Genomic DNA, 24325 nt, shown 5'->3' with positions numbered 1-24325 from the left:
CCGGACCGACCCGCTCCGCCGAACGCCGCACCACGAGGACATGACGTGACGACCACACTGACAGCACCGCAGGCGACCGGCCTCGGCAGGAGGCGCCGTGGGCGCGGCCTGCCCTGGCGGCGCCGGCTCGCCCCCTATCTGTTCGTGCTCCCGTTCGTCGCGGTGTTCCTGGCGTTCAGCATCTACCCGCTCGTCTTCACGCTGCGCCTGAGCTTCACGGACTGGCACGGTGCGGGCGCGGCGGAGTGGGTGGGCCTCGGCAATTATGTCTACCTCCTCGGCAGCCCCGACTTCTGGTCGTCGTTGGCGAACTCGGGGATCCTCTGGCTCCTGATCGTCCCGATCCAGTTGGTCGTCTCGGTGATCATCGCGGTGATGCTGAACACCTCGAAGCTCCGGATGCGCGGCTTCTACCGGGTCGCTTTCATCGTCCCGTTCGTCACGCCGCTCGTCGCGGTCGCGCAGATCTGGATCGTGCTATTCGACCAGAACTACGGTGCCGTCAACGCTGTGCTCGGCGCGATCGGGCTACCGCATATCGGCTGGCTGGTCACCAGCGCCTGGGCGAAGCCCACGCTCGCCCTCCTCTTCCTCTGGAAGACGACGGGGTTCGTCGTGATCATCCTGCTGTCCGGGCTCCAGTCGATCGACACGAGCCTCTATGAGGCTGGTTCGCTCGACGGGGCCGGCAGGATCCGGCAGCTCTGGAGCATCACGGTGCCGCTGCTGCGGCGCTCGCTGATGTTCTGCGTTGTGCTGCAAACCCTCGCGGTGTTCCAGATGTTCGCCGAGCCGTATGTGGTGACCAAGGGAGGCCCCTACGGGTCGACCACCACCGCAGGGCTCTACCTCTACAACCACATCACCCGGGCAGACCTGGGCACCGGAGCGGCCAACTCGTTCCTCCTCGTGATCGTCGTCATGGCGCTCTCGCTCGTCTTCGTCCGCCTCCTCCGAGCCAAGGACTGACCGATGGCCGATCTCGACCTCCGACCTCCGACCGCGCGAACCGCGACCATTCCGGCTGAACCGTCCCGCGCGGGGGCGTCGCTGCACAGATCCCGGGGGCCCGGCCCCGCCTCCATCCTGGTTCGCACGCGTTCCTGATCGTGCTCACCGTGGCGTTCCTTGCGCCGGTCGTGTGGGCGATCATCTCGTCGTTCAAACCCGCCGCCGACATCATCCGCGATCCGCTCGGCTTCGACCCCTCTGGTTTCACGCTCGACAACTTCCGCGGCATGCTCCAGGACGTTCCGATCGGGTCCGGGTTCGCCAACACCGGGATCGTGCTGCTCGTGAAGGGCATGATCACGCTCTTCTTCGCCCCGCTGGCCGCCTACGCGTTCGCGAAATACGACTTCCGCGGCAAGAACCTGATCTTCGGCGCGGTGCTCCTCACCCTGATGCTTCCGACGATCGTCCTCATCATCCCTCTGCTGCTGGAGATGAAGGAGCTCGGCTGGGTGAACACCTACCAGGCGCTCATTCTCCCCGGCTCCGTCGACGCGTTCGCGATCTTCTGGATGCGGCAGGTCATCGCCGCCGTGCCCGACGAGCTGCTCGACGCCGCCCGGGTCGACGGGTGCGGCGAGTTCGGGATCTTCTGGCGCGTCATCGTCCCCGTCATCCGCCCGGGGCTGGCCGGCCTGGCGGTACTGACGATCATGAACATCTACAACGACTTCGTGTGGCCGGTCGTGGTCGCGAGCTCCAGCCGCATGGCCACCCTCCAGGTCGTGCTGTCGACGCTCGCCCAGAACATCTCGGGCAACAAGGTCGGCGCCGACTACGCGACCGTCACCGGAGAGCTGCTCGCCGCGGCGACAGTCGCCCTCATCCCCCTCCTCATCCTGTTCATCGTGCTGCAGAAGCACTTCATCAACGGCATCCTCGCCGGAAGCGTAAAGGGCTGACTCCATGACCATCGCAGAACCCACTGTCGACCTCGACTCCGGCGCCGACCTCGACCTTCCGAGGCCCGAGTACCCGCGCCCCGACCGCGACCGGTCGGCCGCCTGGCTGAGCCTGAACGGACGGTGGGCCTTCGAGGGCGACGAGCGCACCCCCGGCGAGATCGTCGTGCCGTTCGCCTGGGAGACCGAAGCGTCGGGCGTGCAGCGCACCTGGCTCGAGCATGCCGTGTACCGGCGCACTGTCGCGGCGCCCGCCGAATGGGCGGGACGGCGGGTCGCGCTGTGCTTCGGCGCGGTGCACCACCACGCCGTCGTGTCGCTGGACGGCGTCGAGGTCGGCCGACATGTCGGAGGCCACAGCTCGTTCGAGTTCGACGTCACCGCACTGCTCGCGCCCGGCGAATCCGCCGTGCTGGAGGTGCAGGTCGACGCACCGGCGGACAAGCGCGCCCTCCCGCACGGCAAGCAGCGCTCCATTCCGCGCGACGACTACGACGGTGTCGCCTTCGCGCCCACCTCCGGCATCTGGCAGAGTGTCTGGCTGGAGGCCCGCGGCCGGAGCTACATCGAGGACGTCTCCGTGCGCGGCGACTCGCTCACGGGCTTCGACATCGAGGGCGCCGTCGCCGGAGACCCGGCGGACGGCCTCCCCGTGGTGGTCGAGGTCGCCGGGAGCCGGGTCGAGCTCCCCATCGCCGGGGGTCGTTTCGGCGGCCGGCTCGAACTCACGAAACCGCGACTGTGGAGCCCAGACGATCCGCACCTGTACGCGATCGAACTGACCATCGGCGACGGCGAGGCAGCCGACCGGCTCTCCGTCACGGGCGGCCTGCGCCGCATCGAGACGCGGGGCGAGGCACTGTACCTGAACGGGGAGCGCTTCTACCTGCGCGGGGTGCTGGATCAGGGCTACTGGCCGCGCACCGGCCTGACCGCGCCGGACGCGGACACGCTCATCCGTGACATCGAGTTGGCCCGCGAGCTGGGATTCAACCTCGTGCGCAAGCACCTCAAATTCGAGGAGCCGCTCTGGCTCGACCACGCCGACCGCACCGGCATGCTGGTGTGGGCCGAGCCGCCGTGCCCGAGCCGGTTCAGCCCGGAGGCCGCCGAGGCATTCGAGGCGCAACTCCCGGAGCTGGTCGCCCGCGACGGCAACCACCCGTCGATCATCGTCTGGGGCCTCTACAACGAGGAATGGGGGCTGGACTGGGACATCCCGGGCAGCCCCGAGCGCGCAGCCGCGGCCGTGCACGCGTACGAGACCATGAGGGCCCTGGACGACACTCGCCCGATCGTGGAGAACTCGGGCTGGGCGCACGTGCGCTCCGACCTCGTCGACTGGCACTACTACGACGAGAACCCGACGAACTGGGCGCGCAACCTGGCGGAGCTGGCCGCGGGGGAGCGCGAGACGTTCGAGGTCAGGCTCGGACCCGACTTCATCGTCGACAAGTCCTTCTACGGCTCGCCGGACTTCCCACGCCACGGGGTCCCCATCCTCAACAGCGAATACGGCGCCGGCTTCACCAGCCTCGAGCGCGCGTGGCACATCCGTTGGCAGACCCAGGAGATCCGCCGCCACGACCGCTTCGCCGGATTCGTCTACACCGAGCTGACCGATGTGGAGCACGAGATGGCGGGCCTGCTCGACGCCGACCGCCGGCGCAAAGACCTCGGCGGCCTCGAACCGGCCGACTCCTTCGGCCCGACGGTGCTGGTCGTCGATCTGGCGCCGGCCCACGCCGGCGCGGATATCCCGGTACCCCTGGAGCCGCTGACAGTCTCGGTCCACGTCTCGCATCTGGGTTCCGCCGAAGTCGGAGGTGTGGTGAACGCCGCCTGGGGCGCTGCGGGGTCGACGCGCCCGACGAGCGCGGGAGCCGCCGCCTCCGCGCCCGTCGCCGCTGAGCCGTACCGCCTGAGTGACCCTGCTGTGGTGACCGTTCTTGCGCCTGGTGCGCCGGCCAGGCTGCACTTGTGGTTCACGGTCGAGGGGCGGACGATCGCGCGAACCTTCATCGACGCTGCGCCGATCGAAGAGCTGAACCGCCGCGGGTCGCGGGTCTCCTGAGGCAGGCCGAAACCCGGAGCTGCCCCCGGCCTCCCTTCGTGGCGTGGATGCTCAGGAAGCGACTTGGGGGCCCGGGCGACCCACTGCTCACCGGATGCGCCTGTGCAATCGCTCAGCTCCACCCTGGTTCCGGCAGGGATAGAGCCAGAGCAGACGCAGGGCTTTGCAGAAGAAGCGATCCGCTAGAGCTGCCGGCGGGTCGCTCGATCTAGCGCCGGGAACGATGACTTATCGCGTCAGCGACCGACGCCGGTGAACCGTGCCGACAGCTCCCACAGCAGGCGCGCGTTCTCCGGGTCGAGCGCGTAGTCCGCCACCCCGCGGCGCACGCCGGGCCTGAACGGCTCGGCCTGCTGCGCGTCCTCGAAGTACCGACCGGTGACGCCCTCCACCAGGGGCGACGCCGCCAGCAGCACCGATGTCGCGGCGCCCTGCGCGACGGTCTTCTCGGAGACGCCCGTCTTGCCGGACGGATCGAACGAGGCCGGAGGAGCGTCGATGTGCCGCCCCAGCCCCGTGCCCCAGATGCGGCCCGGGTTGAGCGCGTTCACGGCGATTCCATCGGCCGCCCAGCGCCTGCTGGCCTCCACGGCGAAGAGGATGTTCGCTGTCTTCGACTGGGCATAGGCCAGCCACGGGTCGTAGGGCTCGGCGGTGAAGTCGGGGTCGTCGAAACGCACCGGGCCGTTGACGTGCCCGACGGAGCTGACCACCACGACGCGCGCATCCCCCGCTGCCGCCAGGGCATCGTGCAGGCCGACGGTGAGCGCGAAGTGGCCCAGGTGATTGGTGGCGAACTGCAGCTCGCGACCGTCTGGTGTGCGCTGCTCGGGCGTGGCCATGATCCCAGCGTTGTCGACGAGGATATGGAGCGGGCCGCTCCACGCAGCCACGAACCGGCGGACCGACTGGAGATCGGCCAGGTCGAGCACGGCCGCGTGCACCTTCGGGTTCCCCGTGCTCTGCGAGATGTCGTCTGCTGCGCTCTCGGCCGCGTCGCGCCGGCGGGCGGCGATGGTGACCTCCGCGCCCGCCTGAGCGAGCGCCCGCGCCGTCTCGAAGCCCAGACCCGCGGCCCCACCCGTCACGATGGCGCGCCGACCGGCCAGGTCTACACCGGCGATAACGTCGTCGGCGGTGGATCGCGCGTCGAACGGTGTCGTCACACGCTCGGTCATGATGGGTCTCCTCTCCCGGGCTCCCGATGAGCTCGGATCTCTGGTATAAACGGAGTCGAGTCCGCTTCTATTCCAGCTAAGCGGAGTTAGGTCCGTTTAGCAAGGAGGGGCTCGTGCCCGAACGACTCCGCGCAGACGCCCGCGCGAACCACGACCGCCTGCTCCAGGTGGCGGCTGCTGCGTTCGCGGCAGAGGGGCCGGAGACGTCGCTCAAGGCCATCGCCGCGGAGGCAGGAGTCGGCATCGGCACGCTGTATCGGCGCTTTCCCACGCGGGAGGACCTGATCGAGGCCGTCTACCGGAGCGAGACCGATCGGCTGGCCGGCTCCGCGGACCGGCTGCTGGCGGAACGGCCGCCCGTCGAGGCCCTCCGTGCGTGGATGGAGGCGTTCGTCGACTACATGACCACGAAGCGGGCGATGTCCGATGCCCTGCCGGCGATCCTGGCGTCGCGAGAGGGACTTCGCGCGCACAGCCGTGACGCTCTCGGCGCGGCGGTCGCCGCCCTCATCGACGCGGCCGGCGTATCCGGGGACCTCCGCGCCGGAATCGACCCGGGCGATGTGCTGATGGCGCTGGGCGGGATCACGCTCATCAGCGCGCACGAGGAGCAGCGCGCCCTCGCGACGCGCCTCATCGACCTGCTGCTCGGCGGACTGCTCGCACGGGGCTGATCGCCGCCCGATCCGTCACCCGCGGAAGATGTGGACGGCCTCCCGCGCGGCGTAGAAGACGATCACCAGTCCCGCGAGAGGGTCCGCCCACCACCAGCCGAGCGCGTAGTCGAGCGCGACCCCGAACAGCACGCTGGTCGCGAGGATCGCGTCGATGAGCGTGACCCGCCCCTCGGTCAGCAGGACCGGGTTGTCCAGGCGCTTCCCGACGACCCGTTTTCCCCACGCCAGCGCGAACATCGCGATCGCGGTGAGCGCTGTCCACCCGACGCCGCCCAGGAGCGGCGTGGCTCGGTGCGCGAGCAGCAGCGCGACGACCGCCTGGACGAGGAGGTAGGCCGCGAGCAGGACGAAGGCCCAGCCGATCAAGCGCAGGGCGACCCTCTGCCGGGTCTCCTCCCCTCCGGTCAGCTCCCAGACGACGACGATGCTGGCGCCGATCTCGATCAGGCTGTCGAGGCCGAAGCCCAGCAGCGCGACAGACGCGGACCGGTAGGCGAGGACGCCCAGCAGCACGACGCCGACCACGTTCCACCCGAGGGTGACGACCTCGAGGCCGATGCCTGCCCGGCGCAGCCGGAGTGCCTGGTCGCTCACCTGCATGACCCTAGTCGAGCAGGTGAGCGAGCAGGGGTCGGCGAGTGGAACAATGCACAGGTGTCCGTTGCGCCGAATGACCGTCAGCCCGAGGCCGCGGGCGCCCCGGCGGCACCGCGGCGGAGTCAGCGCCGCCGCATCCTGATCGTCCTCTGCCTCAACCTGGCGCTCATCGCCGGACTGGTCGTCGCGGGACTGCTGGCGCACTCGGTCAGCGTGCTCGCCGCGGCCGGGGACACCGTGGCCGACTGCTTCGCCCTGGTGCTGGGGCTGATCGCCATCGCCCTACGGGATCGGGACCCGGATCACCCGCACGCGCAGCGGCCGATCGCCATCGCCGCACTCGTGAACGCGACGCTGTTGCTCGCCGTGACGATCACGGTGACCGCGGAGGCGGTGACGAGGCTGGTGGAGGGCTCTCCCGAGGTGGAGGGCCTCCCGATGGTGATCGTGAGCGTCATCACGGTCGCCGTGATGCTGGCGGGGGCCTTCGTGCTCGGCCGGTCCGCCGCCGACGAGGACCTCCACATGCGGTCCGTACTCCTCGATGCCCTCGCGGATGCGGCGGCGGCCGCCGTCATCGCGGTGGCCGGCGTCATCATCCTTGTCACGAACAGCCTCTACTGGCTCGATCCCGTCCTCGCGCTCGGGGTGTCGGCCCTGATCGCCGTGGCCGCCATCCAGCTGATCGTGAAGGCCATCGCCGCGCTGCGCGGCAAGGCCGTCGACTTCGACGACGACTGAATCATCCTCCGGGCTGACGTACAGCCCGCGCATCCCCGATTCAATGGAGACATGATCGGCATCCTCCTCCCCGTGCTGCAGGGCGCGGGCAGTGTGGCGCTCGCGCTGGTGGCGTTCGCGCTCGCGTTCACCTGGCCGTCACTGCTCGGCCCGATCCTGCGGCTGCGAACCGACGCGAGGCGGCTGCTCGCGTCCGCGGGCCTGGGGCTCGTGCTGCTGCTCGCGGCGTCGCTGCTCTACGCCACCCCCGGGGTGCTGTTGCGCGATCCGCTCGGCATGCTGCTGGCGCTCCCGGTGGCGGTCCTCTGGCTCACCGGCGCGGTCGCGCTCATCGTCCGCGGTCTGGTGATGCGAGGCGCGACGCGCGCGATCTCCTACGCCTTCGCGGTGGTCGCGGGATGCGGGGTCATCGCCGGGATCCTCTCCGCGCTGATCGCACAGCACGGCGCAGCCGACACCGTCACCCCTACGGGCGCCTTCCTGCTGGCGGTCGGAGCGCTCGCCTCCGTCATCCTCTGGGCACGGTCGGAGGACCCGGAACGCGTGCCCAGCCCGCGCGCGGTCTGAATGTCCGCCCTCAGCCCTCCGCGGCGGGAGAGGCCGCGGGCAGGATGTGGTCGCCCCGCCAGCGGCGGGAGATCCACACCACGCCGTAGCCGGCCACCAGGATCACGACGGCGATGAGCACGACGTAGAACGCGACGGACAGGTACCCGTTCGGGCTGGTCTGCGGGTTGAGGAACGGGTACGGATACCACGGCTGCGTGCCGGTGACCGGATCGGCGGCGAAGGGCGCCCGCACGAGCGTGTAGACCGCCCAGACGATCGGAAACACCGCGATCCCCCACACCGCGCGCAGCCGCAGCGGCGCGCGGCCCGGGGCGAACAGCCAGTCGAGGAGGATGTACGCGGGCGCGATCACGTGCAGGACCTCGTTCGCCCATCCCACCGTCGTCCCCTGCGCGAGCGAGATGTTGCGCAGCAGCAGGTTGTAGACGACGCCGGTCGTCACCAGGTACGTGACCCCCGCTGCGCGGAGGGCGGTGAACCACCCCGGATCGTCGCCCCGACGGATCAGCAGCAGCACGGCGCCGATGCCGAACACCGCGATGCCCAGCACGTTGGAGTCGATGGTGAAGAAGCTGAAGAAGTTCGCAACCAGCCCCCCGACGTTCCCGCCGTGAGCCGCGATCGACTGGACGCTGGTGACGAACTGCGTGACGACGGCCGCCAGCGCGAGCACGAACATCACCGCGCGAAGAATCGCGAAACCGATCCGCATGCCGCGATCGTAGCGGTGGCGGGGCGCCCGATGGGGCGAACGCGCAGGAACCCGCCGACTAGACTGGGGGCGAATCCGTACGAAAGAGGTCGCCGAATGGCTACCGCCGTCCCTGCCCAGGACCACGCCCTCCACGCGCACAACCGGTACTGGGTCGTCCCCGCCATCCGCGCCGTGGTGGCGCTCGCCGCCGGTGCGCTCATCACCTTCACCCGGGATGCGCACACTGCAGCCTTCGGACTCGTCGTTTTCGGCGTGTTCGCCGTCATCGACGGGCTGGCGACGGGCATCCTGAGCTGGCTGTTCGCGGGTCGCCGGCTGACCCGCACGCTGTTCGCCGTGCAGGGGGCCATCGGGCTGGTCGCTGGCGTTCTCGCGCTTGTGCTCTCCGGTTCGGGCCTCGGCCTGTTCCTCTACCTGGTGACGGTGTGGGCGGCGCTGACCGGATTCCTCGAGCTCTACAACGGCATCCGCGAGCGCAGCCGGGATGCCGCCGCCCGCGACTGGCTGACCACGGGTGCGCTCACCGCGTTGCTCGCCCTCGTGCTGCTGTTCGTGCCGGCGGATGCGGTGCTGGCGATCGGCCTGTTCGGCGCCTGGGCCATCGTGGTCGGCGTCTTCCAGGGCATCGGAGCGGCCACGCTGCGAGCCGCCGCACGGAGCCGCACCGACTCCCGTGGGGCGGAGAGCCGACCGTGACCTCGCGCAACAGGAAAGACCCCCGAGTGACCCAGAACCTGCAGCCCACCCGCCGCGACCGCTTCCTCCCCGTGGAGCTGCTCGCGATCTCGGCCGGTCTCGGCGTCTTCGTCGGGCTGATCGTCCTCATCGCGACCCGGGAGTTCGTGCTGGCGGCGATCGCGCTGGGCGTGACGTTCATCGTCGGGCTGGTGCTGCTCGCCCTCTTCGCGCTCGCGTTCAAGCCGACCGAGGCCGAGGTGGAGGACATCCACGAGCAGGATGCAGAGGCGCGCGCCAAGGCCGCCCGCGCCCGCGCAGAAGGCGACGACCGCCCGCGCGGTCACTGACTCCTCGCCGGCCGGCTCCCGCTAGAGGTAGTCGACCAGCTCGGACGCCAGTCCGACGTACCGCGCCGGGGTGAGGGCGAGCAGACGGTTCTTCGCCGCCTGGCCGATCTCCAGCCCGTCGACGAACTCGGTCAGCGCGGCGTGGTCGACCCGCTTGCCGCGCGTCAGCTCCTTGAGCAGAGCGTAGGGGTCGGAGATGCTCGAGCGCCCGGCCGTGACCTCGGCGCGGATCACCGTCTGGATCGCCTCCGCCAGCACCTCCCAGTTGGCGTCGAGGTCCTCTGCGAGCAACGTGCGGTCGATCGCGATCTGGCCGAGGCCGCGCTCGATGTTGTCGAGGGCGAGGAGGGAGTGGCCGAGTCCGACGCCGATGTTGCGCTGCGTGGTGGAGTCGGTGAGGTCGCGCTGCAGGCGGCTGGTGACGAGCGTCGCGGCGAGCGAGTCGAGCACGGCGCTGGACAGCTCCAGGTTGGCCTCGGCGTTCTCGAAGCGGATCGGGTTCACCTTGTGCGGCATGGTCGACGACCCGGTCGCGCCCGGCTCGGGCACCTGGCGGAAGTAGCCGAGCGAGATGTAGGTCCAGATGTCGGTGCACAGGTTGTGCAGGATGCGGTTCGCGTGCGAGATGCGGGAGTACAGCTCCGCCTGCCAGTCGTGCGACTCGATCTGCGTGGTGAGCGGGTTCCAGTCGAGGCCGAGGCTCTCGACGAACTCGCGCGAGATGCGCGGCCAGTCGGCGTCCGGGTCGGCGATGAGGTGTGCGGCGAAGGTGCCGGTCGCGCCGCTGAACTTGCCCAGGTGGACACCGGCCTCGATCTGCGCGCGCACCCGCTCCAGGCGGTGGACGAAGACGGCGAGCTCCTTGCCCATGGTGGTGGGGGTCGCGGGCTGACCGTGGGTGCGGGCGAGCATCGCGTCGTCGCGGTACTGCTTCGCCTGCGCGCGGAGCTCCGCGATGACCGCGCGGAACTTCGGAAGCCACGACTCGCGCACCGCTGCGCTCACCGTCAGGGCGTAGGACAGGTTGTTGATGTCCTCGCTGGTGGCGGCGAAGTGGGTCAGCTCGGCGATGTGGTCGAGCCCGAGGGCGTGCAGGCGCTCGCGCACGAGGTACTCGACGGCCTTCACGTCGTGCTTGGTGGTCGCCTCCAGCTCGGCGAGCCGGTCGATCTCCGGCTGGCCGAACTCCTCCGCGAGGGCCCGCAGCGCGCGCTTCTGCTCGTCCGTCAGAGGGGCTGAGCCGAACATCCGGTGCTCGGTCAGGTAGATCAGCCACTCGACTTCGACCTGCACGCGCGCGCGGTTGAGCCCGGCCTCGGAGAGGTGGTCGCCGAGCCCGATCACGGCGGACCGGTATCGGCCGTCGAGGGGGCTGAGCGGCTGGGGAGGCAGGGCGGTCATGGTGCTCCTCGCGGGATCGGGCGGCGGGTTCCCCACCATTCTCCCGCACGCGCGTGCGCGGCGCGGACCGCGCTCAGTCGCGCCGGGCGGGCCGGAAGATCAGGCCGAGCAGCCACGCGACGATCCCGAGCACCAGAGCGCCGAGGACGCCGGACCAGAACCCGTCGATGTGGAGCCCGAACCCCATCGCGTCGCTGATCCACGACACGATGAAGAGGAGGAAGGCGTTCACGACGAGCGAGATCAGCCCGAGCGTGATGATGTAGAGCGGGATGGCGATGATGCGGACGACCGTGCCGATGATCGCGTTGACGACGCCGAAGATCAGCGCGATCAGCAGGTAGGTGAGCACCGCCGCCGTCGCGCCGGGGGCGTACGGCTTCACGGTCACCCCGCTGACGATCAGCGTCGTGAGCCAGAGGGCGATGGCGTTGATGAGCAGCCTGAGCAGGAATCGCATGGTCACATCCTGTCAGTGCTCACAATCGATGGACAGGGGTGCCGCTCTCCACAGATCCAGGTAATTCCCCGTGCGGTATGCGGGCGCGGCTAAGTTGGGTCTGTGAGTTCGGAAGACACGCTCAGCGTCAAGCTGCGCCCTGAGATCGTCGCGGTCCCCGCCTACAAGCAGGGGCGGCCGGCGCCGGCGGACGGGTACAAGCTGTCGAGCAACGAGAACCCGTATCCCCCGCTGCCGTCCGTCGTTCAGGCGGTGGCGGCGACCCTGGGCGAGCTCAACCGCTACCCGAACGCCGGCGGCGCCGACCTGCGCGCGCGGCTGGCGGAGCGGCACGGGGTCAGCATCGACGAGGTGCACCTGGGTAGCGGATCCGTCGCGCTGCTGTCGCAGTTCATCGCCGCGGCGGCGGGAGCCGGCGACGAGGTGGTCTACCCGTGGCGCTCCTTCGAGGCCTACCCGGGGCTCGTGACCATGACGGGCGCGGCGAGCGTGCAGGTCCCCAACCGGGCGGACGGCAGCCACGACCTGGATGCGATGGCCGCCGCCATCACGGAGCGCACCCGTGTCGTGATCGTGTGCACGCCGAACAACCCCACCGGCACCATCGTGACCGCCGCCGACTTCGAAGCCTTCATGGCACGCGTCCCCGGCGATCTGCTGGTGCTGCTCGACGAGGCCTATTACGAGTTCGTCACCGACGACGACGCGGTGGACGGCATCCCGTTGCTCTCGCGCTACCCCAACCTGGTGGTGCTGCGCACGTTCTCGAAGGCGTACGGTCTCGCCGCGCTGCGGATCGGGTACGCCGTCGGGCCGGCGGCCGTGCTGGACGCGGCTCGCTCGGCGGCCATCCCGCTCTCGGTGACCGACGCGTCGCGGGTCGCGGCGCTCGCCTCGATCGATGCGGAGGACGAGCTGATGGAGCGCGTCGCCCGCATCGCCATGCTGCGCGACCGGCTGCGCGACGCTCTTCTGGCGCAGGGCTGGGCCGTTCCGGAGGCGCAGGGCAACTTCGTGTGGCTCGCCACCGCCGAGCAGACCGCCGAGGTGAACGACGCGTTCTTCGACGCCGGGCTGACCGTCCGCGCCTTCCCTCCGGAGGGCATCCGCATCAGTGTCGGCGAGGAGGAGTCTGTCGACAAACTCCTGCAGGTCGCCGGGGATATTGTGCAGAACCTACCAAATGGGCACCCCGGCAAGAGGTTAGGTTAGACAGGTGGTTGCGACGAACGAGAATCCGCGCCCGGCGAACACCGTCCAGCTGCTCACGGCTGACGGACGTTTCCAGCCGAGCGAGACGTCGGCCGAGTACCTCCCCTACCTGGAGCGCCTCGACGAGAACGACTACCGCCGCTTCTACCGCGACATGGTCCGCGTGCGAGCGCTCGACCATGAGGCGGCGAACCTGCAGCGGCAGGGCCAGCTGGGCCTGTGGGTTCCCAGTCAGGGCCAGGAGGGGGCCCAGGTGGGCTCCGCCCGGGCCGCCAAGCCCCAGGACCACCTGTTCCCGTCGTACCGCGAGCACGCGGTCGGCATGATCCGCGGCATCGACCCGATCGGGATCATCGGGCTGCTTCGTGGAACCACCCACGGCGGCTGGGACCCGATCGACCCGGCGGTCAACAACTTCCACCTCTACACGCTCGTCATCGGCTCGCAGACGCTGCACGCCACCGGCTACGCGATGGGCATGAAGTTCGACGGCAAGGTCGGCACGGGCGACCCGGAGGTCGACGAGGCCTCCATCGTCTACTTCGGCGACGGCGCAACCAGCCAGGGCGACGTCAGCGAGGCGTACGTCTTCGCCGCGAGCTACCAGACCCCGCAGGTCTTCTTCCTGCAGAACAACCACTGGGCTATCTCGGTCCCGGTCAGCACGCAGTCGCGCACTCCTCTGTATCTGCGGTCGAGTGGATTCGGCATCCCGGGCGTGCAGATCGACGGCAACGACGTCCTCGCGTCCTACGCGGTGACGGCGAAGCACCTCGACGACGCGCGCAGCGGCGAGGGCCCCAGCATGATCGAGGCGCTGACGTACCGCATGGGCGCGCACACCTCCAGCGACGACCCGAGCAAGTACCGCACCGACGAGGAGGTGGCGTACTGGGCCGAGCGCGATCCGATCGTCCGCTTCCGCGTCTTCCTCGAGCAGCAAGGCGTGGGCCAGGCGTTCTTCGACAGCGCGGACGAGGAGGCGGCGGACCTCGCCGCCGACATCCGCCGACGCACGTTGGAGCTCGCACCGCCACCCGCCTCCTCCATGTTCGAGCACGTCTACAGTGAGCCCCATCCTGTGACGGAAGAGCAGCGGCGCTGGCTGGAGCAGTACGAGGCATCGTTCGGAGGTGACGCATGAGCGACGTGAGAAGCGACGACGTCAGAAGCGACGCCGAGTACGTGGAGGCCGAATTGATGGAGGGTGAGCCGGGCGACGTGGTCGGCGGCGACGACGCGGAGGCGCAGAGCGGGCTGCTCGACACCCAGGCGATCGACGTGGTCGAGATCGTCGAGAGCGACCCCGGCTCGCGCGTGCTCGAGGAGCACGTGGCCGAGCAGGAGTGGACGCGCGAATTCGTGATCGAAGACGAGCCGGCATATGCGGCGCAGGCCGCACAGCCCGCTGAGCCGGCCGCAGCCGACGCGCAGGCGTCTGCCGAGGTCGGCGTGGATGCTGCCGCCGCGGACCGCGCGGAGGTCGCCCCCGAGAGCGCGCCGGCCGTCGAGACGGTGCCCGAGCCGCGCATCCAGTCGCTCCCGATGGTCAAGGCGCTCAACGCCGGTCTGCGGCGCGCACTCGCCGACGACCCGAAGGTGCTGCTGCTGGGTGAGGACATCGGTCCCCTGGGCGGTGTGTTCCGCGTGACCGAAGGGCTGCAGAAGCAGTTCGGCCCCCAGCGCGTGATCGACACCCCGCTGGCGGAAGCCGGCATCATAGGCACGGCGATCGGCCTCGCCATGCGCGGCTACCGGCCGGTCGTCGAAATCCAGTTCAACGGGTTCGTCTTCCCGGGCTTCGACCAGATCACGACACAGCTCGCCAAGATGACGAACCGGCACAACGGCCGCATGCCCTTCCCGGTCGTCATCCGCATTCCCCACGGCGGTCACATCGGCGCGGTCGAGCACCACCAGGAGTCGCCGGAGGCGTACTTCGCGCACACCCCGGGCCTGCGCGTCGTCGCCCCGTCGACCCCGCACGACGCCTACTGGATGATCCAGAAGGCGATCCGCTCCGACGACCCCGTCGTGTTCTTCGAGCCGATGAGCCGCTACTGGCCCAAGGGCGAGGTCGACGTGCTCGAGAACCCGACGCCGCTGCACGCGAGTCGCGTCGTCCGCACCGGAACCGACGCGACGATCGTCGCCTGGGCGGGGATGGTCAGCGTCGCCCTGCGCGCGGCCGAGCTCGCGGCCGAGGAGGGGCGGAGCCTCGAGGTCATCGACCTCCGCTCGCTCTCGCCGGTCGACTACGGTCCCGTCGTCTCGTCCGTCCAGAAGACCGGCCGGCTGATCATCGCGCAGGAGGCGCCGGGGAACGTGTCGGTGGGCTCCGAAGTCGCGGCGACGATCGCCGAGAAGGCGTTCTACTCGCTGGAGGCGCCGGTGCTCCGGGTGACCGGCTTCGACGTCCCCTTCCCGCCGGCCAAGCTCGAAGAGCTCTACCTCCCCGACGCCGACCGCATCCTCGAAGCCGTCGACCGGGCACTGGCGTACTGATCGCCTCCCGCGTAGGCGCCCCCTGACAGAGAGAAGTCGCACATGAGCGAGTCCCAGTTCCTGCTGCCCGACGTGGGCGAGGGCCTGACCGAGGCGGAGATCGTCGCCTGGAAGGTCGCCCCCGGCGAGCAGGTCGCGGTCAACCAGGTCATCGTCGAGATCGAGACGGCCAAGTCGCTCGTCGAGCTGCCGTCGCCGTTCGAGGGGACCGTCGGCGAGCTGCTGGTCACCGAGGGCCAGACGGTCGAGGTCGGCACGCCCATCTTCACGGTCACGGCCGGTGTGTCGGCGGCCGCGGAGCCCGCGCCTGAGCCCGAGCCCGCCGAGGAGGTCGCGGCGGACGCGGCGGCCTCCGTCTCGCACGAGGAGGAGCCCAAAGCGGGAGCCGTGCTCGTCGGCTACGGGGCCGCGGGCCACGGCTCGAGCCGCCGCCGTCGCGTCTCGCACCCGGGCACCGCGTCCATCCCCATCTCGTTCTCGGGCAGCATCGCGCAGCCTTCCGCTCCCGCTGCGCCTGCGCCCGCTGCGGCCGCGCCGCAGGCGTCGCCCGCCGCGCAGTCCGCTCGCGCATCCTCTCCGGTGACGCGCGGTCCGGTCGTCGCCAAGCCCCCGATCCGCAAGCTCGCCAAAGACCTCGGGGTCGACCTCACCCTGGTCACCCCGACCGGCCCGATCGGCGACATCACGCGCGACGACGTGCTCCGCGAGGCGACGCAGGCGACCGTCTTCCGCAACATCCAGACGCCCGAGTGGCCGAACGACCGCGAGGACCGCATCCCGGTGAAGGGCGTGCGCAAGGCGATCGCCAGCGCGATGACATCGAGCGCGTTCAGCGCCCCGCACGTCAGCCTGTTCGTCGACGTGGATGCGACCCGCACCATGGAGTTCGTCAAGCGCCTGAAGAACTCCGCCGACTTCGCGGGTGTCAAGGTGTCGCCGCTGCTCATCATGGCGAAGGCGATGATCTGGGCGGTCCGTCGCAACCCGACCGTGAACTCGACGTGGACGGACGAGGAGATCATCGTCCGCCACTACGTGAACCTCGGCATCGCCGCCGCGACGCCGCGCGGCCTGATCGTGCCGAACATCAAGGAGGCGCAGGGCATGACCCTGCTCGAGCTCGCGAAGGCGCTGGAACAGCTGACGCTGACGGCTCGCGACGGCAAGACTCCCCGGCCGACATGAACGGCGGCACCATCACCATCACGAACATCGGCGTCTTCGGGATGGACACGGGCACGCCGATCCTGAACCCGGGCGAGGTGGGCATCGTCGCGCTCGGCACGATCAAGCAGAAGCCGTGGGTGGTGGACGGCGAAGTGCGTCCGCGCTTCGTCACGACGCTCGGCGCATCCTTCGACCACCGGGTGGTGGACGGCGACGTGGCCTCGCGCTTCCTCGCGGATGTGGCATCGATCATCGAGGAGCCGGCGCTACTGCTGGATTGAATTTGACAATCATTTTCAATAAGCCGTAATCTGAGCCGGTGCCCGCGACCGCAGGCGCTCCCCTTTCCGTCGCGCACGCGACTTAGACAGGCTCTCCCATGAAGACGCGCACCATCGTCTCCACCCTGGCGCTCGCCGCTGCGACGGCGCTGGCGCTCGCCGGATGCTCCACCTCCTCCGCCGGTTCCGGCGACGGCACCCTCCGCGTCGTCGCCAGCACCAACGTGTACGGGGGCATCGCCCGGACGATCGGAGGCGGCGCCGTGCACGTGACCTCGCTGATGGACGACCCGGCGCAGGATCCGCACTCGTTCGAGGCCAGCGCCCAGAATCAACTCGCCGTCTCGAAGGCCGACGTCGTCATCGAGAACGGTGGCGGCTACGACGACTTCATGCACACCCTGGTGAAGGGCTCGAAGAACGATGCGACCGTGCTGGACGTCGTGCAGCTCTCGGGCAAGAAGCCCGTCGGGGGCGAGTTCAACGAGCACGTCTGGTACGACTTCCCGACCGTCGCAAAGCTGGCGTCGGCCCTGAGCGCTGCGCTCGCGAAGGCGGACCCGTCGCAGAAGACGGTCTTCGAGAAGAACGCCGCCGCCTTCACGCAGAAGCTCACCACGCTCCAGCAGAGCGCGGCCCGACTCAAGGCGCAGTACGCCGGCGACGGCGTCGCGATCACCGAGCCGGTGCCGCTCTACCTCCTGGATGCGGTCGGGCTGGTGAACAGGACGCCGGAGAAGTTCAGCGCGGCGATCGAGGAGGAGAACGACGTCTCCCCCGTCGTGCTGAAGGACACGCTCGCCCTGTTCAGCGAGCACCGGGTGAAGCTGCTCGCCTACAACGAGCAGACCACCGGCGCCGAGACCGAACGCGTGCTCGCCGCCGCCAAGAGCAACGGCATCCCCGTGGTCCCGGTCACCGAGACCCTGCCCGCCGGCAAGAGCTACATCGAGTGGATGCGCGCCAACGTGGACGCGGTCGGGGCGGCACTGGCGAAATGAGCGAACCCCTGGAATTCGTGACGCCGCCCGCGGAGCGCGACATCGTGCTCCGCCTCCGCGACGCGTCGCTCGGCTTCGGCGACCGCACACTGTGGAGCGGTCTCGACCTGGATGTGCACGCCGGCGAGTTCGTGGCCGTCCTGGGCCCGAACGGGTCAGGCAAGACGAGCCTCCTCCGTACGATCCTCGGTCAGCAGCAGCTCGACTCGGGAGAGATCTCGTTCGAGGGCCACGCCGTGCGCCGCGGCGACCGGAGGATCGGCTACATCCCGCAGCAGAAACTGATCCCGGCCGGAACCCCGATGCGGGCGCGCGACCTCGTCGCCCTCGGCGTGAACGGCCACCGCTGGGGCCTGCCGCTCCCGCGGCGATCCGACCGCGAGCAGGTCGATAGCCTCATCGACGCCGTCGGGGCGCGGCGCTACGCCGACGCGCCCGTCGGTTCGCTCTCCGGCGGGGAGCAGCAGCGGCTGCGCGTCGCGCAGTCGCTGGCCGGCGATCCGGCCCTGCTGCTCTGCGACGAGCCGCTCCTGTCGCTCGACCTGCAGCACCAGCGCGGCGTGAGCGAGCTGATAGACCGCCGCCGGCGGGAGCACGACAGCGCCGTGGTCTTCGTCACGCACGACGTGAACCCGGTGCTCGGGATGGTGGACCGCGTCCTGTACCTGGCCGGCGGCCGCTTCCGCACGGGCGCGCCGGACGACGTGCTCCGCAGCGACGTGCTGACGGACCTCTACGGCACGCCGGTGGACGTCATCCGCAGCCGCGGACGCATCGTCGTCGTGGGCATCCCCGACGCCGAGACCCACGACCACCACGCGCACACCCGCGAGGAACACCCGGAGCCCGCCGCATGATGCACCTGGACCTCTGGTCGCAGCTGTTCGACTTCACCGACTACGGCGAGCTGCTGCTGCTCGTCAAGAACTCGATCTTCGCGGGAGCGGTGCTCGGCATCGTCGGCGGCCTGATCGGCGTCTTCGTCATGCAGCGCGACATGGCCTTCGCGGTGCACGGCATCAGCGAGCTGTCGTTCGCCGGCGCCGCCATCGCGCTGCTGTTCGGCGTGAACGTGGTCGCCGGTTCGCTCGTCGGGTCGCTGGTGGCCGCCGTCCTGATCGGCCTGCTCGGCTCCCGGGCGCGCGATCGCAACTCGATCATCGCCGTGCTGATGCCCTTCGGACTGGGGCTCGGCATCCTGGCGCTCGCGTTGTATCCCGGGCGCAGCGCCAACAAGTTCGGGTTGCTGACCGGCCAGATCGTCTCGGTCGACGACCCGCAGCTCGGGTCGCTGCTGGTCATCGGCGCCGTCGTGCTGGTCGCCCTGCTGCTCATGTGGCGCCCGCTGACCTTCGACAGCCTGGATGCGGACGTCGCCGCCGCGCGCGGCATCCCGACCCGCTTCGTCGCCCTGGCCTTCATGGTGCTCCTGGGGCTGGCGGTCGCCGTCTCGGTGCAGATCGTGGGTGCGCTGCTCGTGCTGTCGCTGCTGGTGACGCCCGCCGCCGCGGCGATGCGCATCTCGTCGTCGCCCATCGGTGTGCCCGTGATCAGCGTCGTCTTCGCCCTCGTCTCGGTCGTCGGCGGCATCCTCCTCGCGCTCGGGAGCGCTCTGCCGATCAGCCCGTACGTGACCACCATCTCGTTCCTCATCTACGTGGTGTGCCGCATCGTCGGAGGGCGCCGCACGCGACGCCGCCCTGTGACCTCCTCACGGCCGCTCGTGAGCCAGGCGGGCTAGCCTGGGATGGTGAAGCGCAACACCTGGCAGCGGGAGGCCGTCCGCGAGGCTCTGACCTCGACAGAGGGGTTCATCAGCGCGCAGGGCCTGCACCTCAGCCTCCACGAGGCCGGGTCGCCGATCGGGCTGGCCACGGTCTACCGCGCTCTCGCCGACCTGGCGGCCGAAGGGGATGCGGACTCGCTGCAGTCGCCGGAGGGCGAGAGCCTCTACCGGGCGTGCACCACCGGCCACCATCACCACCTGATCTGCCGCAACTGCGGGCTGACGGTGGAGATCGAGGCGGATGCGGTGGAGCAGTGGGCGCGCCAGGCCGCCGCGGCGCACGGCTTCACTCAGGCGCAGCACGTCGTCGACGTCTTCGGTTTGTGCGCTGCCTGCACAGCCAAGGCTGATTTGGTCGGTCCCGCATCCATGCCGTAGCATGGTTGTTTGGCTGAGTGGGCTCCTCCCACTCCGTTAGCCGTGTACGAAACCCCAGACCTCAACGAATGGGAAGTCGTGCGCCGACAAGTGACCTTGGGTGGTGCCGTATGGCGCCACGGTATTGGAGAAGAAAGCAATGGCAGCAGTGTGCCAGGTGACTGGAGCCGTTCCCGGCTTCGGTCACAACATCTCGCACTCGCACCGTCGCACGAAGCGCCGGTTCGACCCGAACATCCAGAAGAAGACGTACTACGTTCCGTCTCTTCGTCGTAACGTCACCCTGACGCTGAGCGCCAAGGGCATCAAGGTCATCGACGCCCGTGGCATCGAGTCCGTGGTGAAGGACCTCCTGGCCCGTGGGGAGAAGATCTAAGCATGGCGAAGCAGCAGGACATCCGTCCGATCATCAAGCTCCGTTCGACGGCGGGCACCGGTTACACCTACGTGACCAAGAAGAACCGTCGCAACAACCCCGACCGCCTCGTGCTCAAGAAGTACGACCCCGTAGTGCGCAAGCACGTCGACTTCCGAGAGGAGCGCTAAACATGGCCAAGAAGTCAAAGATCGCCAAGAACGAGCAGCGGAAGGTCATCGTCGAGCGCTACGCCGCCAAGCGCGCCGAGCTGAAGAAGGCCCTCGTCGACCCGAACGGCTCCGACGAGTCCCGCGAGGCCGCGCGCCTCGGCCTGCAGAAGCTTCCCCGTGACGCCTCCCCGATCCGCGTGCGCAACCGCGACGCCGTCGACGGCCGTCCCCGCGGAAACCTCAGCAAGTTCGGTATCTCGCGTGTCCGCTTCCGCGACATGGCGCACCGAGGCGAGCTGCCCGGCATCACCAAGTCGAGCTGGTAAGTCCGCTCGATCGTGTTCCTGAAGGGGCGTCCGGCATCAGCCGGGCGCCCTTTTCGGCGTGTCAGGAGTCGAAAAGGCCCGGAAATCCGCGAGTTTTCGCGGGATTCTGATACATTCGAGGCGGTCGACCGACCAAACGTAATGGCCCAGCGTGGCCTCAACCGTTCCACCAATAGCTGTAGATCCAGCACAAGGTCCGAGGAGGACACTCAATGGCTGACAACCTGAACAAGACCGAGCTCGTTGCCGCCGTCGCTGCGGCGTCGGGTCAGAGCCAGGCCACCGTCTCGAGCGTCGTCGACGCGTTCTTCAGCACCATCAGCGAGACCGTCGCCAAGGGCGGCAAGGTCACCATCCCGGGCTGGCTCGCCGCTGAGCGCAGCGAGACCGCTGCTCGTACGGGCCGCAACCCGCAGACCGGCGCCGAGATCTCCATCCCGGCCGGCCACCGCGTCAAGCTGACCGCGGGCTCGAAGCTCAAGGCTGCCGTCAAGTAGTCTTCTCACGCTTTGCCCGAGGGCGGCGCCGCGATCTGCGGCGCCGCCCTCGCTGTGTTGTCGAGGCCGGAGTCGTCCACAGGCGGCGCGCAGGGGCGGTTCTCCACGGCCTTCCCGCTGTGGGCGGCCGCCCAGGGGCGTGGACGTAGGCTGGACAGGTGCCTCGAATCCTCCGCGTGATCGGCCCCGCCGCGTTGCTGCTCGCAGCGGTGGCGGCCATGGTCGGCGCCCTCGCCTTCGGCGGCGGCGCTGCGGCCCCGCTGCTCGCGGATCCGGGTGCTCTCGTGCGCTGGGGTCTGCCCGCCGCCACCCTTCTGGTCAACCTGAGCCTGGCCGGAACGGTCGGCGCGCTGGTGCTCGCGTGCTTCGCGTTCTCCCCCGACAAAGACGAGTACGGCAAGGCCCTCGACTTCGCGGCGGGCAGTGCCGGCGTGATGACCGTCGCGGCGGCGGCGACCGGTCTGTTCACGTTCGTGAGCGTCTCCAACGTCCCGTGGTCGTTCGATGCCACGTTCAGCAACGGGCTCAGCTCTTTCATCACGAGCGTCTCGCTGGGACAGGCGTGGCTCGGCATCACCCTGATCGCCGCCGCGGTCACGGTGCTCTGCTTCGCTGTGCGCAATCAGACCGCGGTGGCCTTCGTCGCGGTGCTGGCCATGGCGACCGTCGTGCCGATGGCGCAACAGGGCCACAGCGCCGAGGCCGCCGGGCACGATGCGGCGGTGACGTCGTTCGGGTTGCACGTCCTCTTCGCCGCGATCTGGCTGGGTGGCCTGGTCACCCTGATCGTCGTGAAGCAGACCTTCGGCAAGGGCCGCCTCGTCACCGTGCTCGAGCGCTACTCCACCGTGGCGCTGGTCTGCTTCATCGTGGTGGCGGCATCCGGCTACGTGAACGCCGAGCTGCGCGTCGGCACGCTCGCCGAGCTGGCGACGCCCTACGGCATCCTGGTGCTCGTCAAGGTGGCGGCGCTGGTCGTGCTCGGTCTCTTCGGACTGACGCAGCGCCGCTACCTGATCGGCCGGCTCAAGACCTCCGGCGAACCCCGCACCTTCTGGTGGATCGTCGTGGCCGAGCTGGCGTTCATGGGCATCGCGTCCGGCGTCGCTGCGGCGCTCGCCCGCACGGTCACGCCGGTCCCGCAGACGCGGGCGGCGACGCCGACGCCCGCTGAGATCCTGACCGGCGAGAAGCTGCCCGCGCCGCTGAACTGGGATCGCCTGTTCACCTCCTGGAACTTCGACCTGCTGTGGGTGCTCGCGTGCGCCTTCGCCCTGTTCTTCTACTACGCGGCCGTCTGGCGCCTCCGCCGCCGCGGTGACGCGTGGCCGATCTACCGCACGGTGCTGTGGACGCTGGGCATCGTCCTGCTCTTCTACATCACCAACGGCGGGGTGAACGTCTACGAGAAGTACCTCTTCTCCGCTCACATGTCGGCCCACATGGTGCTGACGATGGGCGTTCCCCTGCTGCTCGTCCCGGGCGCTCCGGTCACGCTGGCCGCCCGGGCGATCCGGAAGCGGCACGACGGCTCCCGGGGCGGCCGCGAGTGGATGCTGCTCGGGGTGCACTCGCGCTTCGCCGCGATCGTCTCGAACCCGATCGTCGCGGCCATCCTCTTCGCCGGCTCGCTGTGGGTGTTCTACTACACGCCGATCTTCCGCTGGGCGACCACCGACCACATCGGGCACGAGTGGATGATCGTGCACTTCCTCATCACGGGGTACCTCTTCGTGCAGTCGCTGATCGGGATCGACCCGGTCAAGTACCGGCTCGCCTACCCGTTCCGGCTGCTGCTCCTGCTGCTCACCATGGCCTTCCATGCCTTCTTCGGGCTGTCGATCATGCAGATGCGCGGGCTCATGCTCGCCGACTGGTTCGGCGCGATGGGCCGAACGTGGGGCGACTCGCCCCTGGTCGACCAGCAGGCCGCCGGCGGGATCGCGTGGAGCATCGGCGAGATCCCGACAGTCATCCTGGCGATCGTCGTCGCGATCCAGTGGAGCCGCAGCGACGAGCGTGAGACGAAACGGCGCGACCGCAACGCCGACCGCACCGGCGACGCCGAGCTGCAGGCGTACAACGAGCGGCTGGCCCGGATGGCGGACCGCGACCGCGACCGCGCCGTCCGCTGACCGATGACGGTCGGTTCGTCGACCCAGGGCGGAGGGGCTACGGGCCCTGCGCGACGACGATCGAGAGGGAGCCGTCCGGGCGGACGGTGACGTTGCTGAGGCGCATCGAGAACGGCTCGTTGTCGCTCCGCGCGCTGACCGTGCCGTCGAAGAGCGACTGGACGGTCACGTCGATGTGCGCGACCCCGACCATCGCATCCGTCACCCAGCCGTCGTCGCCGGCGCGCAGCCGGACGTTCGGGTAGGTGACCATCGACCAGCTCGGCTCGCCCTGCACCCGGTCGTCGATCTCGACACCGAAGGGGCAGCCGGCCGGTTGCAGCACCTTCTGTTCGGCGCAGCGATCGAGGAATCCGTCGACCTGCCTCTGCACGGCGACCGTGAAGTCGCGGGTCGGCTGCGCATCCACGACGGTCTCGGTCACCGTTCCCGGGGTGACGGACGCGCTGACCGGCGCCGCTCGCACGTAGCGGGAGGCGTGCGACAGCTCGAGCGGCGCCAGCGGCGCCGCCAGGTAGTCTGCCGAGACGCTGAAGGCGGCGGCCGGCTGGTCCGGTGAGGCGGCGCGTGGGCTGACGGTGTGCCGGCCCACGGTGAAGTCGTCCGCGTGCGCGACCGTGATGCGCGCGACGCCGAGCGGCGTGGACGCGAAGCCCCAGGTGGACAGGACGCCGAGCACGGATCCGGTCTGCCGCACGCGGAAGCGCGCCGAGACGGGGCTGCCGTCCGCCGTCGCCCGGACCACGACCGAGTGCACGCCGTCGCGTCCGGTCATATCCGAAACGACGGACACGTTCCGGATGGCGGGCAGGACGTCCGACCGCAGCAGCTCCCGCGAGGCTCCCGGCGGCAGCTTGGCGGCCTCGAGCTCCGGCCGGCTCGGGTCGGCCCCCGGCATGGCGAGGGCGTCGGAGAGGCGGTGCGCCGCGATGGCTCCGGCGAACGCCTCCACGAACCCGCTCGGGCTGTAGTACGCCCGCTGCACGGCCCCAAACGCCGAGATCAGGGCTGCGACGAGCAGCACTCCGATCCCCGACCAGAGCAGGACGGCACGCCTGAGCGCGTGCGAGTCCCCCACAGCCATGAGGCCATCCTAGGGTCCTGTGGATAACCGTTCGGGCGCGCTTTGCGCGGGTTAGAGTAGTCCGGCAAGCCGGG

At 69.7% G+C, this 24325-nt stretch carries 26 protein-coding genes and 1 pseudogene; 21 read left to right on the top strand and 6 right to left on the bottom strand.

The window, feature by feature from the left end:
• Positions 1 to 45: 45 nt before the first annotated feature.
• The 3 genes from ACQ86M_RS15785 to ACQ86M_RS15775 all read left to right on the top strand — a co-directional run bounded on the left by ACQ86M_RS15785 (position 46) and on the right by ACQ86M_RS15775 (position 3987).
• Complete coding sequence (locus ACQ86M_RS15785) at positions 46 to 969, top strand: carbohydrate ABC transporter permease (RefSeq protein ID WP_431219564.1); 924 nt, start codon at positions 46 to 48, stop codon at positions 967 to 969.
• A gap of 149 nt (positions 970 to 1118) precedes the next feature.
• Entirely contained in the window at positions 1119 to 1913 is a 795-nt protein-coding gene (locus ACQ86M_RS15780; protein WP_431219563.1) for a carbohydrate ABC transporter permease, read from the top strand.
• 4 nt (positions 1914 to 1917) lie between these two features.
• Positions 1918 to 3987 (top strand): glycoside hydrolase family 2 protein, encoded by a 2070-nt coding sequence (locus ACQ86M_RS15775; RefSeq protein ID WP_431246125.1) that lies wholly within the window; start codon positions 1918 to 1920, stop codon positions 3985 to 3987.
• A 236-nt stretch (positions 3988 to 4223) separates the two neighbouring features.
• On the opposite strand, the gene ACQ86M_RS15770 is transcribed toward ACQ86M_RS15775, so the two are convergent.
• Positions 4224 to 5165: an SDR family NAD(P)-dependent oxidoreductase gene (locus tag ACQ86M_RS15770; RefSeq protein WP_431246124.1), complete on the bottom strand. Its 942-nt coding sequence runs from the start codon at positions 5163 to 5165 to the stop codon at positions 4224 to 4226.
• A 113-nt stretch (positions 5166 to 5278) separates the two neighbouring features.
• Between ACQ86M_RS15770 and ACQ86M_RS15765 the strand changes: the two genes are divergently transcribed.
• The gene (locus tag ACQ86M_RS15765) at positions 5279 to 5839 is read left to right on the top strand and encodes a TetR/AcrR family transcriptional regulator (protein WP_431246123.1); all 561 of its coding nucleotides are present in this window, start codon (positions 5279 to 5281) and stop codon (positions 5837 to 5839) included.
• Between the two features lie 15 nt (positions 5840 to 5854).
• Here ACQ86M_RS15765 and ACQ86M_RS15760 read toward each other — a convergent pair whose 3' ends face one another.
• Positions 5855 to 6436, bottom strand: a complete 582-nt coding sequence (locus ACQ86M_RS15760) for a cation transporter (RefSeq protein WP_431246122.1) — start codon at positions 6434 to 6436, stop codon at positions 5855 to 5857.
• Between the two features lie 60 nt (positions 6437 to 6496).
• On the opposite strand from ACQ86M_RS15760, the gene ACQ86M_RS15755 reads away from it, so the two are divergent.
• Positions 6497 to 7180 carry a cation diffusion facilitator family transporter gene (locus tag ACQ86M_RS15755; RefSeq protein WP_431246121.1) on the top strand — a complete coding sequence of 228 codons (684 nt, stop codon included), beginning with the start codon at positions 6497 to 6499 and terminating at the stop codon, positions 7178 to 7180.
• 51 nt (positions 7181 to 7231) lie between these two features.
• On the top strand, positions 7232 to 7747 hold the full coding sequence (locus tag ACQ86M_RS15750) for a hypothetical protein (RefSeq protein WP_431246120.1): 516 nt from the start codon (positions 7232 to 7234) through the stop codon (positions 7745 to 7747).
• A 10-nt stretch (positions 7748 to 7757) separates the two neighbouring features.
• On the opposite strand, the gene ACQ86M_RS15745 is transcribed toward ACQ86M_RS15750, so the two are convergent.
• Positions 7758 to 8462 (bottom strand): Pr6Pr family membrane protein, encoded by a 705-nt coding sequence (locus tag ACQ86M_RS15745; RefSeq protein WP_431246119.1) that lies wholly within the window; start codon positions 8460 to 8462, stop codon positions 7758 to 7760.
• 96 nt (positions 8463 to 8558) lie between these two features.
• Between ACQ86M_RS15745 and ACQ86M_RS15740 the strand changes: the two genes are divergently transcribed.
• On the top strand, positions 8559 to 9161 hold the full coding sequence (locus tag ACQ86M_RS15740; RefSeq protein ID WP_431246118.1) for a DUF308 domain-containing protein: 603 nt from the start codon (positions 8559 to 8561) through the stop codon (positions 9159 to 9161).
• A 26-nt stretch (positions 9162 to 9187) separates the two neighbouring features.
• Positions 9188 to 9490, top strand: coding sequence for a hypothetical protein (locus ACQ86M_RS15735; protein ID WP_431219553.1), 303 nt, complete (start codon positions 9188 to 9190; stop codon positions 9488 to 9490).
• Positions 9491 to 9511: 21 nt separating this feature from the next.
• Here ACQ86M_RS15735 and purB read toward each other — a convergent pair whose 3' ends face one another.
• Together purB and ACQ86M_RS15725 are read right to left on the bottom strand one after the other, a co-directional pair.
• The gene (gene purB / locus ACQ86M_RS15730; RefSeq protein ID WP_431246117.1) at positions 9512 to 10891 is read right to left on the bottom strand and encodes an adenylosuccinate lyase; all 1380 of its coding nucleotides are present in this window, start codon (positions 10889 to 10891) and stop codon (positions 9512 to 9514) included.
• A 73-nt stretch (positions 10892 to 10964) separates the two neighbouring features.
• Complete coding sequence (locus ACQ86M_RS15725; protein WP_431219551.1) at positions 10965 to 11351, bottom strand: phage holin family protein; 387 nt, start codon at positions 11349 to 11351, stop codon at positions 10965 to 10967.
• Between the two features lie 102 nt (positions 11352 to 11453).
• Here ACQ86M_RS15725 and ACQ86M_RS15720 point away from each other — a divergent pair, with 102 nt between their 5' ends.
• The 13 genes and pseudogenes from ACQ86M_RS15720 to ACQ86M_RS15660 all read left to right on the top strand — a co-directional run bounded on the left by ACQ86M_RS15720 (position 11454) and on the right by ACQ86M_RS15660 (position 23167).
• Positions 11454 to 12563 (top strand): pyridoxal phosphate-dependent aminotransferase, encoded by a 1110-nt coding sequence (locus tag ACQ86M_RS15720; protein WP_431246116.1) that lies wholly within the window; start codon positions 11454 to 11456, stop codon positions 12561 to 12563.
• A 4-nt stretch (positions 12564 to 12567) separates the two neighbouring features.
• A complete protein-coding gene (gene pdhA / locus ACQ86M_RS15715) occupies positions 12568 to 13707 on the top strand; it encodes a pyruvate dehydrogenase (acetyl-transferring) E1 component subunit alpha (RefSeq protein ID WP_431246115.1) in 1140 nt (379 codons plus the stop codon).
• Positions 13708 to 14108: 401 nt separating this feature from the next.
• Positions 14109 to 15068, top strand: coding sequence for an alpha-ketoacid dehydrogenase subunit beta (locus ACQ86M_RS15710; protein WP_431247905.1), 960 nt, complete (start codon positions 14109 to 14111; stop codon positions 15066 to 15068).
• Between the two features lie 42 nt (positions 15069 to 15110).
• A pseudogene (locus ACQ86M_RS15705) lies at positions 15111 to 16516 on the top strand (dihydrolipoamide acetyltransferase family protein).
• Positions 16517 to 16614: 98 nt separating this feature from the next.
• Positions 16615 to 17517: a metal ABC transporter solute-binding protein, Zn/Mn family gene (locus tag ACQ86M_RS15700; protein ID WP_431246114.1), complete on the top strand. Its 903-nt coding sequence runs from the start codon at positions 16615 to 16617 to the stop codon at positions 17515 to 17517.
• Positions 17514 to 18374 (top strand): metal ABC transporter ATP-binding protein, encoded by an 861-nt coding sequence (locus tag ACQ86M_RS15695; protein WP_431246113.1) that lies wholly within the window; start codon positions 17514 to 17516, stop codon positions 18372 to 18374. Before ACQ86M_RS15700 ends, ACQ86M_RS15695 begins: the two co-directional genes overlap by 4 nt.
• Positions 18371 to 19258 (top strand): metal ABC transporter permease, encoded by an 888-nt coding sequence (locus ACQ86M_RS15690; RefSeq protein WP_431246112.1) that lies wholly within the window; start codon positions 18371 to 18373, stop codon positions 19256 to 19258. Before ACQ86M_RS15695 ends, ACQ86M_RS15690 begins: the two co-directional genes overlap by 4 nt.
• A 6-nt stretch (positions 19259 to 19264) precedes the next feature.
• Complete coding sequence (locus tag ACQ86M_RS15685) at positions 19265 to 19681, top strand: Fur family transcriptional regulator (protein WP_431246111.1); 417 nt, start codon at positions 19265 to 19267, stop codon at positions 19679 to 19681.
• A 139-nt stretch (positions 19682 to 19820) separates the two neighbouring features.
• On the top strand, positions 19821 to 20057 hold the full coding sequence (gene rpmB / locus ACQ86M_RS15680) for a 50S ribosomal protein L28 (RefSeq protein ID WP_018188988.1): 237 nt from the start codon (positions 19821 to 19823) through the stop codon (positions 20055 to 20057).
• Positions 20058 to 20059: 2 nt separating this feature from the next.
• Positions 20060 to 20227, top strand: coding sequence for a 50S ribosomal protein L33 (gene rpmG, locus ACQ86M_RS15675; protein WP_285114818.1), 168 nt, complete (start codon positions 20060 to 20062; stop codon positions 20225 to 20227).
• Positions 20228 to 20229: 2 nt separating this feature from the next.
• Positions 20230 to 20535 (top strand): 30S ribosomal protein S14, encoded by a 306-nt coding sequence (gene rpsN, locus ACQ86M_RS15670; RefSeq protein WP_018188986.1) that lies wholly within the window; start codon positions 20230 to 20232, stop codon positions 20533 to 20535.
• 212 nt (positions 20536 to 20747) lie between these two features.
• Positions 20748 to 21032, top strand: coding sequence for an HU family DNA-binding protein (locus ACQ86M_RS15665; RefSeq protein ID WP_090039575.1), 285 nt, complete (start codon positions 20748 to 20750; stop codon positions 21030 to 21032).
• A 218-nt stretch (positions 21033 to 21250) separates the two neighbouring features.
• Positions 21251 to 23167, top strand: coding sequence for a cytochrome c oxidase assembly protein (locus tag ACQ86M_RS15660; RefSeq protein ID WP_431247904.1), 1917 nt, complete (start codon positions 21251 to 21253; stop codon positions 23165 to 23167).
• Positions 23168 to 23204: 37 nt separating this feature from the next.
• On the opposite strand, the gene ACQ86M_RS15655 is transcribed toward ACQ86M_RS15660, so the two are convergent.
• Positions 23205 to 24251, bottom strand: coding sequence for a hypothetical protein (locus ACQ86M_RS15655; protein ID WP_431246110.1), 1047 nt, complete (start codon positions 24249 to 24251; stop codon positions 23205 to 23207).
• Positions 24252 to 24325: the final 74 nt, after the last annotated feature.

The sequence above is a fragment of the Leifsonia xyli subsp. cynodontis genome (genome assembly GCF_050632205.1).
In the GTDB taxonomy this organism is placed as follows: Bacteria; Actinomycetota; Actinomycetes; order Actinomycetales; family Microbacteriaceae; genus Leifsonia; species Leifsonia xyli_D.
The sequence above is the reverse complement of the archived record's forward strand: the minus strand, read 5'-3'. Positions and strand labels throughout refer to the sequence as shown.